12 protein-coding genes are annotated in these 17,341 nt (G+C 62.6%); 3 read left to right on the top strand and 9 right to left on the bottom strand.

The annotated features are described in order from the left end of the window. Positions 1–121: 121 nt before the first annotated feature. The 7 genes from AB0O58_RS02755 to AB0O58_RS02725 all read right to left on the bottom strand — a co-directional run bounded on the left by AB0O58_RS02755 (position 122) and on the right by AB0O58_RS02725 (position 9,607). Positions 122–1,204, bottom strand: coding sequence for a glycosyltransferase family 1 protein (locus AB0O58_RS02755; RefSeq protein WP_366237834.1), 1,083 nt, complete (start codon positions 1,202–1,204; stop codon positions 122–124). Continuing rightward, entirely contained in the window at positions 1,201–2,433 is a 1,233-nt protein-coding gene (locus AB0O58_RS02750) for a hypothetical protein (RefSeq protein WP_366237833.1), read from the bottom strand. Before AB0O58_RS02750 ends, AB0O58_RS02755 begins: the two co-directional genes overlap by 4 nt. Continuing rightward, positions 2,430–3,695 (bottom strand): glycosyltransferase, encoded by a 1,266-nt coding sequence (locus AB0O58_RS02745; RefSeq protein WP_366237832.1) that lies wholly within the window; start codon positions 3,693–3,695, stop codon positions 2,430–2,432. The genes AB0O58_RS02750 and AB0O58_RS02745 overlap by 4 nt, the downstream gene beginning before the upstream one ends. Then, a complete protein-coding gene (locus AB0O58_RS02740) occupies positions 3,692–5,023 on the bottom strand; it encodes an O-antigen ligase family protein (RefSeq protein WP_366237831.1) in 1,332 nt (443 codons plus the stop codon). Before AB0O58_RS02740 ends, AB0O58_RS02745 begins: the two co-directional genes overlap by 4 nt. A gap of 55 nt (positions 5,024–5,078) precedes the next feature. Next, entirely contained in the window at positions 5,079–6,479 is a 1,401-nt protein-coding gene (locus AB0O58_RS02735) for a polysaccharide biosynthesis tyrosine autokinase (protein ID WP_366237830.1), read from the bottom strand. Between the two features lie 56 nt (positions 6,480–6,535). After that, positions 6,536–7,399 carry a TylF/MycF/NovP-related O-methyltransferase gene (locus AB0O58_RS02730; RefSeq protein ID WP_366237829.1) on the bottom strand — a complete coding sequence of 288 codons (864 nt, stop codon included), beginning with the start codon at positions 7,397–7,399 and terminating at the stop codon, positions 6,536–6,538. A gap of 66 nt (positions 7,400–7,465) precedes the next feature. Continuing rightward, the gene (locus tag AB0O58_RS02725; RefSeq protein ID WP_366237828.1) at positions 7,466–9,607 is read right to left on the bottom strand and encodes an acyltransferase family protein; all 2,142 of its coding nucleotides are present in this window, start codon (positions 9,605–9,607) and stop codon (positions 7,466–7,468) included. Positions 9,608–9,883: 276 nt separating this feature from the next. Between AB0O58_RS02725 and AB0O58_RS02720 the strand changes: the two genes are divergently transcribed. Both AB0O58_RS02720 and AB0O58_RS02715 read left to right on the top strand, forming a co-directional pair. Then, entirely contained in the window at positions 9,884–10,636 is a 753-nt protein-coding gene (locus AB0O58_RS02720; RefSeq protein ID WP_052054930.1) for an acyltransferase, read from the top strand. Further along, positions 10,633–11,613: a glycosyltransferase family 2 protein gene (locus AB0O58_RS02715; protein ID WP_366237827.1), complete on the top strand. Its 981-nt coding sequence runs from the start codon at positions 10,633–10,635 to the stop codon at positions 11,611–11,613. Before AB0O58_RS02720 ends, AB0O58_RS02715 begins: the two co-directional genes overlap by 4 nt. On the opposite strand, the gene AB0O58_RS02710 is transcribed toward AB0O58_RS02715, so the two are convergent. Further along, a complete protein-coding gene (locus AB0O58_RS02710) occupies positions 11,541–12,677 on the bottom strand; it encodes a glycosyltransferase (protein ID WP_366237826.1) in 1,137 nt (378 codons plus the stop codon). The two genes, AB0O58_RS02715 and AB0O58_RS02710, sit on opposite strands and share 73 nt — an antisense overlap. Before the next feature lie 784 nt (positions 12,678–13,461). Here AB0O58_RS02710 and AB0O58_RS02705 point away from each other — a divergent pair. Then, on the top strand, positions 13,462–15,078 hold the full coding sequence (locus AB0O58_RS02705; protein WP_366237825.1) for a polysaccharide biosynthesis tyrosine autokinase: 1,617 nt from the start codon (positions 13,462–13,464) through the stop codon (positions 15,076–15,078). A 353-nt stretch (positions 15,079–15,431) separates the two neighbouring features. On the opposite strand, the gene AB0O58_RS02700 is transcribed toward AB0O58_RS02705, so the two are convergent. Beyond that, positions 15,432–17,207, bottom strand: a complete 1,776-nt coding sequence (locus tag AB0O58_RS02700) for a DUF4012 domain-containing protein (RefSeq protein ID WP_366237824.1) — start codon at positions 17,205–17,207, stop codon at positions 15,432–15,434. Positions 17,208–17,341 lie beyond the last annotated feature (134 nt).

Below are 17,341 nucleotides of genomic sequence, written 5' to 3'. Positions count from 1 at the left end.
AGTGCGTGGGAGGGGGCGGTGCTTGATCCGACTTGCCAACCAACGAAACCACTGAGGGTTAGGACCAATAGTGAGACGAGAGCGAAAACGGCAGTGGTGGAGCGCCTCTTCGTGATGCCGCTCACCGTCGGGACCTGGCCTTCGACTCGACCATGGCCTGGCGCATCCGGTACACCATCTTCGCCCACGACGGGAATTCGAACTCGGGGTCTGATGCAGGCTGGGGTTCGTTAGTACCAGAACTGATTGCGTCGGTCACTGCAGCGACGTCGGTGGGCTCGGCGTAGCGGACGCTACTGCCAAGCAATTCCCGGAAGATCGGGCGGTCGCTTACTAGCACCGGTGCGCCGAGCCGCAGCGCTTCGAGTGGGGGGAGACCGTAACCCTCGTCGAGTGAGAGGTAGACGAACAGCTCTGTGTTGCGATACAGCCACGCTAGATGCTCGGTTTCGACGAACCCGGTGTAGCGAATCGCGCCGGCGTCGATCGCGTCGAGAACAGGCTGCTCGAGCTTGTCGGCCTTACCGTTGCGCGGTCCGACGACCACGAATGGTCGGTTCGGCGAGATGGATCCCGAACGCACAGCAGCGGAGAGTGTCGTCGCGAGATTCTTACGAGTATTGAGTCGGCCGACGGAGAGAACGAACGAGCCGGGATCGACATTCAGGCCGGGCGGTGGTTGCGGATCGGCGTCCAGCAATGCTTGCGAGATGCCGAAGCCGGTCACCGCTGTGGGCGACAGCCGAGGATTATGCCGAACGATGCGCGCGGCCTCGGTGTTGCTACTGACGAACATCACGGTCGCGAAACGGGCGGCAATCATGATCGGCGAGAGGTAGATGCGTTCGATGCGGGTGAACCACTCCGGGTTGGATTGGAACAGCGCATCGTGCACGAAGACGGCCGATTTACCCAGCAGCGGAGAATAATTGGATCCCCACGCCATGTCGAACGGGCCGAGGCGAACTCGAAGCGACAGCTCCACCATGTTCTTCAGCGGCTGCGTCGGCAGGTATGTGCGGATCCATCGCACACCTTGCCGTTCCAAGTCTGCCGCCTCCGCCGGTGTGGGACTGCGCCGCAGCGCGACGGTCAGCACATCGCTCGGAAACTCGCGTCGCCACGCCGCAATTTGCTCGTGTGTGATGACGATGCCGGCGGGCGGACCGTCGAACCAGTAGTACCCGTCGAACAGGACCCTCATGTTGTCTCCGTTCTGTCGCGTCGGGGCAGTACGACGAGCATCGCCACCGACACCGCGATGCGTAGCCCGCTCAGGATTATCAATGTCCACACCAAACCTGCTGCACCGCCGGTGAATACACCGATCGTTTGGCTACCTACGTCGACGAGCACCGAGGCCAGTCGGGCTCGATGAGTGAATACAGGGCCGACGAAGAATCGGGTGGCCATCAGTGCCACCTCGAAGGTCTGCGCAGACAGGATCGCCATTCCCACCGGAACCACGTACGGCAGCGCAGCGGCGGGACCGATGTCGGAGAACACCGTCGAAAGCGCCGTGTAACCCACCACCCCACACGCGCCGAGGCCGAAGGCCACCGCGGTGTTCCAGCGCACCGAGACCGCGAGTACTGCACGGGTGCCCTGCGCACTGAGTGTGGCGAACTGTTTGAAGATCAACGGCTGGATGCTCTGGATGATCACGAACGCCGGCGCGAACACCAATGAGTAGGCGAATCGGATCCCGGCAGTGGCGGTGTCGTCCTGGATCGAATAGAGCAGCAACGTGGCGATCTGACTTCCGAATCCCAGGTAGACGGCCTCTGCGGTGATTCGCCACGCGATGGAGAAGTGGGAATCGGACTTGCTGGTGGAGGTGGCTGTGCCGCAGAAGACGACCCCGGCCGTGAGCACGATCAGCAAGGTGCAGAACCAGATCGGCAGCAGCGCACTGTTGTCGACACCGAGTGCAGTCATACCCGCGGCCAGGAGCGCGCCGGCGGCGTAGATCCCCGCCAACAGTGCCGCACGGGAGTAGCTGCCTCGGATGATGAGGACTTGACGCGGCAGATCGGAGATCACCATCGTCGCCGCCAGAGCCCCTACTGCGGCGGCATAGCCCCATTCGCCGCCGCGGCTTATCCATGCGAACGAAGCAACACCGACGACGGTCGCGAAGGCAAGGGTTCCGCGCCAACTCGACCACCGGTCGATGGAATCCTCGGGGCGGATACCTATTCGTGCTGCGTCGACGATGGGGGCGTAGATCCCCCACGCTCGTGAGGTCCCGACGGCGATGAAACCCAGTGCGGCACCGACCGACAGCGAAGCGAATTCGCCGACAGTCAACGACACACCGGCCGTAACGTTGAAGGCGAAGAAGCCGAGTGACCACAAACCTTGATCGAGGGTGCGGACCAGAATGCCGGCTCGGGTGACGGCCGAGTTCTCGACCGAGGGGCTCCCGGTCATCGTGGCCGACCTACCCGGCCGGACATCACTGTGCCGAATGCCAGGCCCTCGGCGTAGAGCTGCGCGGCGAGGTCGACGAACCGCTGCTTGGTCCACTGCGTCGTGCTGATACGTGGCATGGTCGACGCGCGGACTACGGCTTCCGCCAACATGTCCCGTGTGGTCGCCGGGTCGGCAGGGAGCACGACCCCGGATGTTCCGGAATCCTCGAGCACAGAACTGGCTCCGGTTCGCTCGAAACACACCACCGGTAATCCGCACGAGGCCGCCTCGCCCACGACGCCGCTCGCACCTTCGCGTCCCGACGGGTGCATCAGCACATCCGATTGGACCATCATATTCAATACCGCTGCGCGGTCGAGGGATCCGTGGAAGGTCACCCGATCGTGGACGCCCAGAATCTCTGCCCGTCCGCGCAGGTACGCGCCGTGGCTCGTACTGTCGAAGCCCACGATGTGGAGGTGAGCGTCCCTCAGCACAGTTGATGCCAGCGCTTCGATCGCCAATTCCTGACGCTTACGGGTGATGAGATGCCCGACGACCAGGATGACAATGCCCTCGTGCTCGGCCCGCGGCGGCAGGTCTTGCGGGAGGGCGACGACGACGTTGGGAAACCGCCTGCATCGAGTGCCCGTGCGAGTGACGGCCGATTCCATCGCACCGTTCTGTGCGAGCACCAGATTGCACCGTCGAGCGATACGCGCGGCAGGGATCGAGGCCACTCGGTCGCGTGTTGTCTGAAGAACCCGTTGTCGACGTGTCGCAGACGAGGTCGGCGCGATAGCGAAAACATTGGCAACGCCCCCAGCACCGACGGGGCCCCACACCTTGTAGACCGTCGAAGACGCAGCGGTGATCGGCGTCCCGAGAATCTCCGAAGCAAACGTCACGTGATGTGCGTAGACGATACGAAAACGCTGTTCCAGCATCGGTATTTGTTTGGCGGCGAATCGCACCCACAGTTCGTGTTCGATGCGGGTGAACCGGGGATAGTGCCACCGGAAGAACGGTGGGGACAAGGGAAGATCGACAGCGATGATCTCGAGAACATCCCGGAATTCCTCGGGAATCCTGCCTCGGCATGCCTGCTCCGAACGTCGCATCGTCAACAGGATCACGTGGGCTTCGACAGCCCTCGCGTGCTCGAGGGTCGCCAACAGAAACTGCCACCCGATGCCGGGTTCGCTCGGCATGTCCGGGTGAACCGTGAACGACGACAGCACGATTGCATGCGGTCGACCATCGACTGCGGTGAAGGTCATCGCGTCCCCGCGAGGCGGTGCCGTCTGCGCCGTCGGGACGATCCGTGGGACGCCGGCATAGGGGCATGCGTGCGTGTGTTCCGAATCGGTGTGATCGCCGTCAGTGCGAGAAAGACCCAGGGGAATGCAAACCAGATCACGCTGGTCACCGATGTGCAGATCGCCAATCCCAGAAACAGGGGGAGGGCGTGCGCCCTGTCTCGGGCGGCCAGGAACAGTGCGACGGCGAAGACGGCGAAGAAGGCCGACCCCACGAAGCCCACGTCGTACAGAAGTGACAGCCACATCGAGCTGAGATACGCGGGGCCGGTATTGGTCGGGTCGACGGGGTTGAACTGCGAGAACGTGTTCAGTCCGGTTCCGAACGACGACGCGCCCCAGCCGCGTGCGGCAATCTGATCGATCGCGTTGTTCCACAGTTGGACGCGGTAGGCACCGGTCCCGCTCTGTGTGTCGATCACGTGGACTACGCGCCACAGAAACGTGTCCTCGTCACCCACGCGGTAATACACGTCCTGTAGGTAGAAGGCGACGAGGGTGAACGCGGCCACCGCCGAGACTACGGCGGTGGGATAACGCTTGACGCAACGGAACAAGACGCAGACGGCGAGGAGCACAAGGGCAATCCAGGCCGATCTGGTGGACGTCAGTATCAGTGCGATGGTGATCGGGATTGTCATCACCAGAACGTGTTTGGTCACGGCCGGGGTGCCGGCGAAGTAGTAGACGATGCCCAGCCATCCGAAGCACAAGCAGCCCATGATGTTGTACTCGAAGGCCAGGCCGTCGATGCGGGTACTCGGATCGAGTACGAAGGCAGCGATGCTCACGACGCAGATGAACCCGAGAATAGTTGTGCCGGAACGGACGATGAACCTCAGGTCGAGGGCCGACGTGACCAGTGGAACCACCGCGACGAGCGCGACGAGCAGCTGGATGGCCATGCGCAGGCTCGCTCCGGGGTCGAGAGCGAAGACCATGCTCGACGTGAGTCCGACTGCGATGAGCCCGACCCCGCCGAGGACGAGACCCGGACCGAGTGAGTTGCCGACGCTCGCGGACGGGTTCCGCCGTACATGGGCGTGCAGGGCGAGCAGGAACAACGGTGTTGCGAAGTATTCGGGACGAATGCTCAGCCCTGCGACCGTCACCTGAACACCGTTGGAGCACAACGCGAAGAAGAAGACGCACCATGCCCATTCCATGCTTCTCAAGGATCCGACAGCGAGGACAGCACCAATCGCCGCAGCCAGCGCGATCGAGGCGATCGTGGGAACGGCCAGCGCCAGGTACACGACGACGGAGGCAGCGCAGACGAGGCCTGTCATTTCTGCAGAGGATGGGCCTGCTCTGCGGCCTACTCGCCCGGTGAGAATCATTGGGTCAGTGCCGGTTGGTGCGCACGGGTGCCGATTGCGTCGGCGGTGTCGGCACTCGACCGGGCTCGAAGTCGTAACCGTACTGATCTCGTCCGCGTCCCGTTGCCGGGACCATCGACATGACCACACCGAGCAACGAGGCACCCACGTTCTCGAGGTTGGCCGCAGCGCGCGTCAATTCCTCGCGGCGGGTGTATCCGTACCGCGTGACCAGGATGGTGCCATCGCATTGCGTGGCGAGAGTGGCGGCGTCGGTGACCGGCAACAGGGGAGGCGAATCCACCACCACATAGTCGAAGGCCCGTCCCAGATCGCGCAGAAGTGATTGGGCGGTGGAACTTCCCAGCAGTTCGCTCGGATTGGGCGGGGCCGGGCCCGAACCCAGTGCCCACAGATCTGTGTGGCCGGTGGTCTGCACCACCTCGTCGAGGCCGGCGTCGTGTGCGAGAACGGAACTGACCCCTACCGAGCCGACGATGCCGAGGTAGTCGGCAATGTGTGGCCGTCGCAGGTCGGCATCGACAAGGACGACCCGGTTGCCGGATTCCGCGAGCGAGAGGGCAAGGTTGACCGCAGTGGTCGATTTGCCCTCGCCCGCAATGCAACTGGTGACCAGCAGGATGCGGGGCGGATTGTCGACCGAAAGGAATTTGAGGTTCATCCGCAGTTGACGGAACGCCTCGGCGATGGGCGCGGTGGACGAACCGAAGTCGATGGGCGGGGTGTCACGGATCTTCTTGTCCAACGGGATGGACCCGATGAGCACGCTGTCGGTCAGCGCCTGGAGTTCGTCGAGTTCCTTGACGGTGTTGTCCATCCTGTCGCGAACCAGTGCGCCCGCGATGCCGACCAGAAGTCCGAGGACGAATCCGAGGGCAACGTTGCGGACCTTTTTGGGCGAAACCGGCGTGGTCGATGCCTCGGCGGTCTCGGCCACGGTCACCGCAGCGCTGGCCGTACCCCCGTCGACAGGCTTCTCCAGTTCGCCCACCAGCGTGGGGAACAGCTCGCCGATGGCGTTGGCGATGTCGCGGGCCTGAGCAGGAGACGAATCGACAACGGACGCGTCGAGTAGAACCGAATTGGGTTTGGCCGTGGCGGTGATGCGGTCGGTCAGTTCGTCCGGACTCATGGGCAGCCCGAGCTGGTCGACGACACGACGAGCCAACTCCCGGCCGGTGAGCAACTCGGTGTAGGAGACGACTCGCTGCTGCGACGCCAAGTTGTTCTGGTACACGTCGCTGGACGACACCGCTGTCGTCGTGACGAAGAATTGCGTGGTCGATTGATACATCGGTGTGGACACGAGCGAGAACACGACAGCAATGAGGGTGCCGACAATGGTCGTGGCCACGATGACGAGCCACCTCGCGCGCAACGCGGCAGCGTACCGGCGAACTGGCATTCGCATCTCTCCCTCGAACTGCAGACCCTCGAACTTCGGTGTTGTGTGCCGAGCGATCAGGGAACTGTGCGTCGCCAGAATGCGCCGGAACCGTCGATGTCGATGATCTCGTCCTGGATCGAGTGAGCCCGGCGGTAGTCCCGGACAGCTTGTCCGGCCTGAGAGGAATGACTTCCGTAGTCGTCCACGATGCAGAACCCGCCCGGTGAGAGCTTGGGATACAACGACTCCAGAGTTTGAATCGTCGACTCGTACATGTCGCCGTCGAGTCGCATCAGCGCCAGCGCATCGATCGGTGCGGTCGGAAGCGTGTCCTTGAACCACCCCACGAGAAATTGCACTCGCTCGTCCAGAAGGCCGTATCGCTCGAAGTTGTGCTGCACCGTGCGGGGGCCCACCGCGAGGCCGCCGAGTTGATGGTTGCGATCGCCCGCGTCGGCGGGATACCGGGTGGCGTCCGGGGGCGGGAGTCCCTCGAACGAATCCGCAACCCATACGGTCCGACTCCGGTCACCCCAGGCGACCAAGTTCGCCTTCATGAAAATCGATGCGCCGCCGCGCCATACGCCGGTCTCGATCAGATCGCCGGGGACCCCGTCCGAGACGATCGTTGCGACGCACTCCTCGATGTTGGTCATCCGGCGCAGACCGATCATGGACTCCGCCCGGGACGGCCAGTCGAGGCCGGATTCTCGCTCGCGTTCGTCGTACGGTTTCTTGATCGCAATCTCGACACCGAACCGGCCGGCCGCATGGGCGAAAGAGCTCGCCAATCGTTTGGGTAGCGATGGATTTCCCTGCCACCGAACGCCGCCCAGCACCGAATCGTTGTCTTCCGCCAGAGCGCCCGTCAGAGCGCGTTTGACCGTGTTCAGATAAAGACCTCTCACCAAGTCGATATCGGTGACTTCCGTCGTCATTGGCAAACCATAGCAACGCATTACGTGACTCGTCGGGTGCAAGAACGATATTCGTGGCGGGACAATTCAGGTCGGTAGCAACGCTTCTTGCATTCTGGGAATCAGGTATTCGCCGTATTGTCGGGTGATGTGACCGGTATCCCAGCTGATTACTATGCCGGATACGACCAATGGGCACGTATTGCGATAGCAGAACCAGGAACGAGTGTCGATCAACGTGGCTCCCGTTTGTTGTGCGGCTGCCTCGTCGGCGCTGCGTTTGGTCAGCCAGTTCTCGGAAATGGTGCTGACGCAATTGGATGGAACGGCCAGCCTGCCCGCGCATTCCGTGGCGGCCTTGCCGAGTGGGTTCGGGGTGAGGATCACGACGGCGGCATCGCTGGGCGCGATCCGCTCGATGATCGCGGTGCGCGCGGCTGTCCACGCCTGCGCCGAGCCCTTGTTGTCCACCATGGCCTGGATTCCGTATTCCATATCCACCATCACCACCATGCTGGGCCGGGCGGTATTGATCTGATCGACCATCTCGTCGCGGCTGGAGTTGCATCGATCGGTGGACTGCTCGTCCACGCCGATGGTCACGTCGGAGGCGACGAACGGGCAGTTGTTGAGTCCCATGCCGTGCACCCGAAAGCCGTTGGGAATCAACGCTCCGACGATGGCGGGCAGCCAGGAAGCCGAGAAGGAGTCGCCGACGACGATCGCAGAACGAGGCGCGTCGGGAGGTCCGTAATTGCACACATCGAGGCTCAGTTCCGGGGGATCCAAGCACCCGGCCTCCGGGCTCATCTCGACCGGTTTACCGCTCTCGACGTCGTCGAGCGGGGGAGTTGTGACCGGAAAGGACGTGGCACCGAGCGACTCCACGATGGCGGCCTCGAGCGGGTCGCGGTCCTCTTCGACGGATGCTGCGGCGAGAACCGGGGCGGGCCCGCTCGCGGGTAGCACGACGGACGGCTGATTGAACAGGGCGACCAGGAGAAAGACCATGACCGCCCCCAGCCCGGCTACGAACACGCGTTGACCGTCGTGACTGTCGCTCTCAACGGAGCGGTGCCCGGGGCGTCTCGATCGGGGAGCCAGGAAGTCCGAGTCGAGGACGGCTTTCTCCACCAGGTGGTAGGACGCCACGGACAGCAGAACGGTGCACACGATGACGGTGACGTAGTACGTGATGCCCACATTCATGACGGTGAGGAGAAGCACGACGAGCGGCCAGTGCCACAGATACAACGAGTACGAGATGGCACCGATGTACACCACGGGTCGTAGCCGAAGCGGTTTCGTCACGGCCAGGCCGGTGGATCCGATACCTGCTGCGATCACCAGACACGTGGCCACGACGGGGACGACGCCGTAGGGCGCAGGGATGGTGTACGTGACCTCGAAGGTGAACTCGGAATAGAAGATTCCCACGAGGCCGGTGACCGCCATGACGGACCGGAGCCACACGGGCATCCGGTGGAAGATCGGCGCAATGGATGCCAGCAATGCCCCCGCTGCCAGTTGCCACACCCGGCTGAAGGTGGAGAAGTAGGCCGCGGTGGGGCTGGCGACGCTCTCGTCCATGGCCCAGAGGAACGACACCGCAATCGCGACCACAGCGAATCCGCCGACGAACGGCCGCAGCGGCAGGTTCTTTCGCCATCTCGTGGCGATGAAGAGCAGGCCGACCATGAGTAGAGGCCACACCACGTAGAACTGTTCCTCGACGGCAAGAGACCAGTAGTGCTGCAACGGAGAGTGCGGCAACGCCGTCTGAAAGTAGTCCGTCCCGATCGAGATCAGATGCCAGTTCATCATGAACGCAGCCGACCACCACGTATCGACCACGATCGCCTCGAACCTGCTGGTGACAACCAGTACGTACGACGCGGTGAGAGTTGCGCCCAGGACCAGTAGTGCGAGGGGCAGGATCCGGCGGGCCCGTCTGCGATAGAAGTTCGCTATGGACACCCGGCCGTAGCGCATGCCCTCTCGCAGTAGCAGGCTCGTGATGAGGAACCCGGAAATGACGAAGAACATGTCCACGCCGACGTATCCGCCTTCGGGCCAACGAACGACGTGATGCAAAATCGCGAAGGTCACGGCGATCATCCGCAAACCCTGAATGTCGAGCAGGAATCCGAAGTCGTTGGACTTGCCGGGAATACTCGGTGGCGTGCAAACAGCCGGCGGTCGGCCGGCTTTCCTTTCGTGCAGTGACATCTGCAGTCCTCGAGGCATGTGCGTGACTTCCGGAAAACCCCGGTCGGTGAAGCGAATACTAGCCGGATTCGGAGCTTTGGTAAGCGAACACGGAAACCGTCAACGATCCGAACGGCGGTTAGAAGGCGGTATGCGTTCAGGGTGGTCCGGCGAATGGCCCGCTAACCTTCATGTTGGTTGTTTCTTACCGCCGACTGATGATGCCCATCTGGTTCATGTTGTGCGACAAAGTAGTTCGCCAAGCTCATAGCGTCCGAACGGGGTGCCGATCCTGGCGTGGACGGTTACCGTGAGCGCACCGAATTGCGTTCTAAGGAGTGCAAGATGCTGCACGCGTTGATCGACACCATCTACTGGAAGCTGCGTCGGAGGCGAATGCCCGACGACATTCCTTCTACGGCCTTGTTGACCTTTGTGGTCGATCGAGTCGGTCAGGCGCTCCGGGGGCAACTGCTGGGCCTGCCCTATTTGAGGGGACCGGCACTGCACTTTCGGGGCCGCGGCGTGAAGGTGCGCAACGCAGCCAAACTGCGCGTGGGCACCGCCGTGGTGTTCGGCGACGGCGTGGCCATCGACGCGCACTCGGCACATGGAATCACGTTCGGCGACAGGACTACTGTGGGTCGTGGGTCGTCGATCAACGGATCGGGGGTCATCTCGGAACCCGGTGTCGGCGTCGTGATCGGCGAGGGAGTCGCGGTGGGGATGTACAACGTGATCTGGGGTCAGGGCGGGATCACCATCGGGGACAACGCCATGATCGGGCCCCATGTGTCGATCTTCAGTGAGGATCACGGTTTCGCCGACATGTCGGTGCCCATGAACAGGCAGGGCTACCTCCGGAGCCCGACGGTCATCGGAGCGGACACGTGGATCGGGGCGGGCTGCGTGATCACCCGCGGGGTCACTATCGGTGAAGGCGCTATCGTCGGCTCCGGTTCGGTGGTCACGAAAGACGTTGCGCCCTACACGATCGTAGGAGGCGTGCCGGCCCGTTTGATCAAGGCCCGCGAACACACCGCCACATGACTCGACCCGAGGTCTCGGTTCTGATCGTCACCTACAACAGTGCGCACGTAATCTCTACATGCCTCGACGCGCTCGAAGCGGGGTACGGACGGGACGGCGAGCTGGAAATCATCGTGTATGACAACGCCTCGACGGATGAGACGGTGCCGCTGATCGAGCGGAATTGGCCAGCCGTGCGCGTGATCGCGGGCGAGCGCAACCTCGGATTCGCCAAGGGTGTCAACAGAGCTGCGGAAGCAGCCACCGGCCTGAACATCATGCTGCTCAATCCCGATGCCGTCATCGCCGCCGCGGACGTAGAGGTTCTGGCCAGGACGGTGCCGTCGACCCACGGCGGGATCGTCGCGCCCGTCATCCATACCGGCGGCGTGCGCGTGATGGCAGCCGGCCGAATGCCCACGATCTGGGCGATGGCCAGTCACTATTTCGGGATCTCCCGGCTCTCGCGGGGCCGGACGCGGTTGCAGGGGCACTATTTGCTCCCCTCGGACGTCGGGGAGGGCGTGGTCTGCACCGACTGGGTGACCGGTGCCTGCCTGATGGTCGATTCCGAAACGTGGTGGCGAGTAGGCGGATTGACCGAGCGGTGGTTCATGTACGCCGAGGACATCGAATTCTGCTGGCGCGTAGGCCGCGCAGGGGGCGTGGTGTTGATCCAGCCGCTTGCGCATGCACAACATCTGGTGGGCAGCAGCAACGGTGCGCCGGAGGCAGGCACCAACTCCGCCTGGGTGCTCAATCTTTACGAGTTCTACTGCGCATACCTTGCCGAGTCGCGCCTGCAGCGAATCGTGTGGGCGCTCGTGGTGGGATGTGGTCTACGGTTCCGGGCCGTCGTCTTCCTGTTGCAGTCTCTGTTGCATCGCTCGGCCGAATTGCATGGTGCAGCCGGAGATTTCACTCGTCACTCCAACGCGGTGTTCCGAGCACTGACGGCGTCCGCCGACGACAGGTGGTCGCGAAGCGCTCGATCGTAATCGGCACAGACTCGTTCCCAGGTGTAGTGCTCGTGAGCTCGGCGGATCGATTCTGTGCTCAGCTCCTGTTGTAGTTCGCTGTCGTCCAGCACGGTCTCGAGTCCGGCGCTGATGCACCGCGGATCCGGGTCGACGAACACCGCTCCGTCGCCGAGAACCTCACGGTTGTAGACGGTGTCGCGTGCGACTACCGGCGCACCGCAGGCCATAGCTTGGACCAACGCAGGGTTCGTTCCTCCCACGCTGTGCCCGTGGAAGTACGCACCGGCGTTCTCCCATAATGAGAACAGCATGTCGTCGTCACTGATGTGCCCGTACCACCGCACGTTGGTCTCTCGGGCGGCTATGTCGGCCACCCGCTCCTCCAGGGCACCGCCGTACCCTGACGAACCGACGATCACCACTTGCCAACGCTCGCAAAGTGTTTCGATGGCGCCCAAGAACGGTCCGATGGTGTTCTCGGGAACAAAGCGAGCCACCATCAGAATGTACTTCCGGCGCGCTAGACCGTCGGGCGGATCGTCTCCGGTTCGAGGATCGCCGCCGTACGGAATGAATACACCTGCCCGGCCGGAGAGTTCCTCCCATCGAACACCCAGCGCTCGGGAGTCGTAGATGAGAGTGGTCGCGTACCGCGCTGTTGCACGGCCGCCGATTGCGAAGATCGTCTTCGCTACAAGTCCCCACTTCTCCCTTTCCCATTCGATGCCGTCGACATTGACCAACGTAGGAATTTTCCGAAGCCGAAGTAACGGTAACCAGAACCCGTTTGCGACGTTCATCACCAGTGCGGCATCAGGTTTCGTCACCGCGGCATGTGCCGACGATGTGGCCCCGTAGGTGATGGTGCTGGCCGACTTGGTGTCGATGCCAGGGGTGACCACGGATCGTATCCGCGGATCCACGTCGACCGGGTTGGTGCTCAAGGCTTTTTCTCGGCCGTACACAACCACGTTCCAGCCGTGATCGGCCAGGTAGGGGGCCAGATGTCGGACCAAGGTCTCGAAACCGCCGTAGAAACTCGGGTATCCCCGTGTGCCGATGATGGCGACCGTACGAGTCATAATGCTCCCGCTGAGCGTCGACGTATTTGTGCGCTCGTCGTTTTATCTAGCATTCGACGTAGCAATTTGAAAGGGATGTTATACACGCGGCCACGCTTTTGTCCGTCCAACGTGTGAAGACGAAACATTGCGTGCACAAACCGATTTCGTGAACTCGGTGTCGGTTTTGAAAATTGCTCATAACAGAATCAATTCTGTCTAGTAGGCGATTTTAAGAGCCCGAAAGTCTATTTGTTGTTCGTTCGAGGGACCCGCGGTTTGTTCCAGCGTCCCGGGACTCCCCGAAGGTGAAGGGCAACCGCTCTACCTGTTCGCGCAGTCCTTCCGAGGCCTACGGGGGCTGGATTCATCGTTCCGGCCGTCTCAGAGGCGGGCGGCCGTGGCGATAGCAGAGCTGGGGGTCGCCGGCAACAGAGACGAGGGCTCGCCGGGGTCCGGGCCGTCTCGCTGCTCGAACGACAGGGATGCATGGGTCCCGAGGTGTCGAGAATCACCCTCGCTTGGGCCTGGGTGGCGAAGCTCTTTATCGTTCCTGCTCTAGCTGGGGCGAACGCTGCTGGCTCTCCTGGCCCGTTAGTGAATTCTGAAGTCGAAATTGGGGACACGGATTGTCGTGACACGTCACAACAGGGAATTCGCCGAGTAAGTCTCGTGAATCAAACGAATGAGTGTGCGGCTTCAGTGTCAGTACTCATCCGGTGCACGGCGATCGAATACTTATGTAACGATTGAGCCACACAGTAGCCCGTTGCGGGGTTGTACGAACGGACGAGGAGCTCGAAGCATGGAGATACAGGATTATCTGAAAATCCTGAAGGCGAGATGGATCATCATCGCCGTAACCGTGGTCGTAGCGATCCTTGGTGCCTTAGGTGCGTCCCTGCTGACGACGCCGCTGTACGAGTCGAGCGCCAGGATGTTCGTCTCCACCTCTGGTGGCGCGACGGTGAGTGAGACCTACCAGGGCAACCTGACCTCGCAGCAACTCGTGGCTTCGTACTCGGAGTTGGCGACCAGCGACGCGTTGGCGGCCAGGGTCCTCAACGTACTTCCGCTCGGGGGCATGAGCGCGTCACAGTTGGCAGAGAAGGTGAAGGCGTCCTCGACTCCCGACACGGTCCTGTTCGATCTGACAGTGACCGACCCGTCGCCCGAACGGGCTCGCGACATCGCCAATGCGATGGCAACCGAACTGACCGAGCAAGTCCGCGAACTGGAGACACCGGCGAACGGCGGGGACCCTGCGGCCGGAGTCAAGACGTTCCAACAGGCCGAGGCCTCGTCAACGCCTGTCAGTCCTAAGACCAAGCGCAATCTCGCTCTGGGGGCGGCTGTCGGCCTGCTGCTCGGAATCGCTCTCGCGGTTCTGCGTGACCGCCTCGACAACACCATCAAGGGTCGTCGTGAGATCGAAGCAATCTCCGGCAAGGCGCTCGTCGGCACTATCCCCTTCGACAAGGAGCGCAAGACGCATCCGGCCGTCGACTTTCAGGACCTCGCTCAATCGTCCAGTGCCGAGGCGTTCCGCGAGCTTCGCACCAACTTGCAGTTCCTCGAGGTCGACCACCCACCACGGGTCATCGTCGTCACGAGTGCGATTCCCAGTGAAGGCAAGACGACCACCGCAGTGAATCTCGCTGTGGCCCTGGCCGAAGCAGGTCACCATGTGGCACTTGTCGAAGGTGATCTACGTCGTCCGCGTGTCTCGAAGTACATGGGTCTCATCGGCTCGGTCGGAATGAGCACCGTGCTCGCCGGCCAAGCAACGGTAGAAGAGGTGCTGCAGCCCACCAAGTATGAGGGCCTGCAGGCCATGGCCTCGGGTCCCATCCCGCCGAACCCGTCCGAGTTGCTGGGCTCGGAAGCCTCGCGTGCTCTGTTGGTCGAACTGCGTTCGAGGTTCGACTACGTGATCGTCGACGGTGCCCCGTTGCTGCCCGTGACCGACTCCGCTGTCCTCACCACCCATGCCGATGGTGCTTTGCTCGTCACGCGTTACGGACACACGAAGTCCAACGAACTCGCACGAGCGATCGGCAATCTCGAAACCATCGGTGCCCGTGTCCTCGGCGTGGTGCTGGCGTTGACCCCGTCGAAGAAGGGGGATATGTACAGCTACTCGTACAACTACACCGCCGACACCAACCTGCCGCGTCAGGTGGTGCCACCGGTGCCCGCACCGGCACCGCAAGGCCCGGTCGAGCCATCTGGCCCGGTCGCTGCACCCACGCCGCCGCCGGCTGCATCGACATCCACCGGCTCGGCGCAGTCGGCGCCCTCGGGACCGACCGAGTCCGCACGCACGGCCGTCAGCGCGGCTCCATACGGACGAGCGCGCCGTCCCGAGGTGCATACCGACCCGTCGACGAACGGCACCGACAACCCCCGTTTCCGTAAATAATCGGTTCCACCGACAGAACTAGCGCGGCCGAGATTACTCACAGCCACAACCCGAAATGCCCCGCCACAATTGCTGTGGCGGGGCATTCTCGACTGTTGGAGGCTAGACGCGACCCTCGAATTCCGCGACCACGAACAGCACGATTAGTGCAAGCGTCAGGACTACCAACGCGATCCAAACAAATGGATGCGCATCTCCTGGTGGCCTGACTCGGTTTCTACGTCGTTTTCCGAACACGGACCGAACTGTAAGTCAGTCGAAGAACCACCGCAGCCCCGTCGCGCCCTCTGTGACGAAGACGCGCGGGGCTGGGGTCATCGGGGTCTCAACGCTGGGCTACCACCGTTGGACAATCAGCATTGCGGAACGTCGATGCTCACGGTTGGCTGATCGACCAACGGCTGCACAGGCACCGTCGCCTCACCCGGAGCCGAGGGTTCTTCGAGCTCCCAGGCGACCGTCTGTGACTTTCCGGGCGGAATGGTCAGATACGCGGCCTGTACGGGGCGACCCAATTCGGTTCCGGCCTGGATGGAGAATCCGGAAACACCGTTCACCTTCATGGACGTGATTTTCGCGCCCTGAGTGCCATACAGATAGACGATCGACTCGTTGGTGCCGTACGGGACGTTGGGCTGGAACGTGCTCGCCACGTACGACGTCAGGCCGTCCGGATCCACATTGTTGGTCAGCGTCGCCGTCACTGTCGACTTACGGGTCCCGGCGGTGCAGGATTCGGCCGAATATTTGATATCCCGCGCCAGGTAGTAATCGAGCTTGTTGCCACCGGCATTGTTGACCACAACATTGGCGTAGGGAGCCGGGCTGTCCGGCAACACGTGACCCACCTTGGTGCCGGCCAGAATTGCCTCCTCGGCCGGATCTGCGCTCCACACCGAAATACGGCCTTCGCTGCCGGCGAGGCCCACCGCGTCGAGCAAAGATCTGGTGGGGGCAGCGCCCGTGGTCATCTTCTGTACCACTGCAGACGCGATCTGCTGGAGATACGCCTTACGTGCCAACTGGTCGTTACCGAACCTCGAATAGGCTGTGCTGAGCGTGATTTCGACGACGTTGTCTGCAGTGATCTGCTCGCCGTCGGCCAGCGTGACCGGGCCGGTGGCTCCGAGGATGTAGCTCAACGCAATCGGATCGGTAGCGATGGCACCGTTGAGTACCTCACCGGTCTGCTCCGTCCACATCGACGACCAGATCTGGCCGGCATACGGAAAGTGTGGGCTCGCATTCGAGTTCCGGAAGTCGGTGGTGGTGTTACGCGGTGCCCACAGTGCGTTGTAGTCGGGGCCCAGGTCGATGGGCTGCTTCGCGAATTCGAGTTCGTTGTTGGCACCGAGAGTGTCGACACGGGCGGTGCCGTTCTCGGCGCGAATGATGCCGTAGCCACCGAGCAGGCCGCCGGTACCGCGGGCCTCGGCGTTGGTCTGGAACGCGAGAAAGTAACTGCGCGGGCCGTTGTCGCCGAGCATCGACGGCAACAGCTGACTGGCGATGCGGGTGTTGGTGAGCAGGCCTGCGAGGTCGTGTGTTTGATCGATCAACGACGTACGTGCATCGCTCACGACGCCGAGGAATGCGGGCTCGTCCACCTGCTGGGCTCGGAGGCTCAATTCCTCGGCTGCGGCGGCGGTCTGCTCCAGCACAGGTTGTGCGTCCCGGAGAGCGGCGGTATCGACCTTGCCGCCACCTTCGACGAGGCTGCTCGGGTTCAGGCTTTCGCCCGCCGTCGATGCGGGAGTGAGGACGTCCACGGCCAAACCGTGCACCACGTCGGTGATCTGAGCTACCGATTTCAGCGGACTACCAAGGTAAGGAACGGCTTTCGCTATCGAAAACGGGATGGACGTCGTTGCCGACACCGCGTCGTCCGCCGATTCCGAGGCCCGAGCGGCCGCAGCCTCGGCACCGGCCGCATCACCGTCGAGCAGAGCATCTTTCGCCTGCGTGGCGGAGTCGCGCGTCGCGTTCAGGCTGGACTGAGCGGTGTAGGCCTCGTACCCCAGCCACACCAGAAATGCGACGAGGACGACCAGCAGCACCCCCACCGTGAGGAGAATCGGCCGCTTCTTGCCGGATCGAGAACCACGAACATCGGTGGAACTGGTCGCCATTGTCGGTGGCCTCTCGGTCATAGGAAGTCGGTCGAGTGCATAGCCTAAAGGGGAGCGGCGGTTCCGGCGTACCTGTCGTTCGATCCGGGTAGAGCATTCACAATGGGTCGACTAGGTTTGTCACGGGCGATGTA

The organism is Rhodococcus sp. NPDC080181 (genome assembly GCF_040702225.1).
Lineage (GTDB): Bacteria > Actinomycetota > Actinomycetes > Mycobacteriales > Mycobacteriaceae > Rhodococcoides > Rhodococcoides fascians.
Note: the sequence above shows the minus strand (reverse complement) of the source record. Positions and strands in the feature narration are given on the sequence as shown.

Bases quoted from the DNA above. Each gene is read 5' to 3' on its own strand.
- AB0O58_RS02755 (WP_366237834.1), bottom strand. From the start codon at position 1,204: ATGAGGGTCCTGTTCGACGGGTACTACTGGTTCGACGGTCCGCCCGCC.
- AB0O58_RS02750 (WP_366237833.1), bottom strand. From the start codon at position 2,433: ATGACCGGGAGCCCCTCGGTCGAGAACTCGGCCGTCACCCGAGCCGGC.
- AB0O58_RS02745 (WP_366237832.1), bottom strand. From the start codon at position 3,695: ATGACCTTCACCGCAGTCGATGGTCGACCGCATGCAATCGTGCTGTCG.
- AB0O58_RS02740 (WP_366237831.1), bottom strand. From the start codon at position 5,023: ATGACAGGCCTCGTCTGCGCTGCCTCCGTCGTCGTGTACCTGGCGCTG.
- AB0O58_RS02735 (WP_366237830.1), bottom strand. From the start codon at position 6,479: ATGCCAGTTCGCCGGTACGCTGCCGCGTTGCGCGCGAGGTGGCTCGTC.
- AB0O58_RS02730 (WP_366237829.1), bottom strand. From the start codon at position 7,399: ATGACGACGGAAGTCACCGATATCGACTTGGTGAGAGGTCTTTATCTG.
- AB0O58_RS02725 (WP_366237828.1), bottom strand. From the start codon at position 9,607: ATGTCACTGCACGAAAGGAAAGCCGGCCGACCGCCGGCTGTTTGCACG.
- AB0O58_RS02715 (WP_366237827.1), top strand. From the start codon at position 10,633: ATGACTCGACCCGAGGTCTCGGTTCTGATCGTCACCTACAACAGTGCG.
- AB0O58_RS02710 (WP_366237826.1), bottom strand. From the start codon at position 12,677: ATGACTCGTACGGTCGCCATCATCGGCACACGGGGATACCCGAGTTTC.
- AB0O58_RS02705 (WP_366237825.1), top strand. From the start codon at position 13,462: ATGGAGATACAGGATTATCTGAAAATCCTGAAGGCGAGATGGATCATC.
- AB0O58_RS02700 (WP_366237824.1), bottom strand. From the start codon at position 17,207: ATGGCGACCAGTTCCACCGATGTTCGTGGTTCTCGATCCGGCAAGAAG.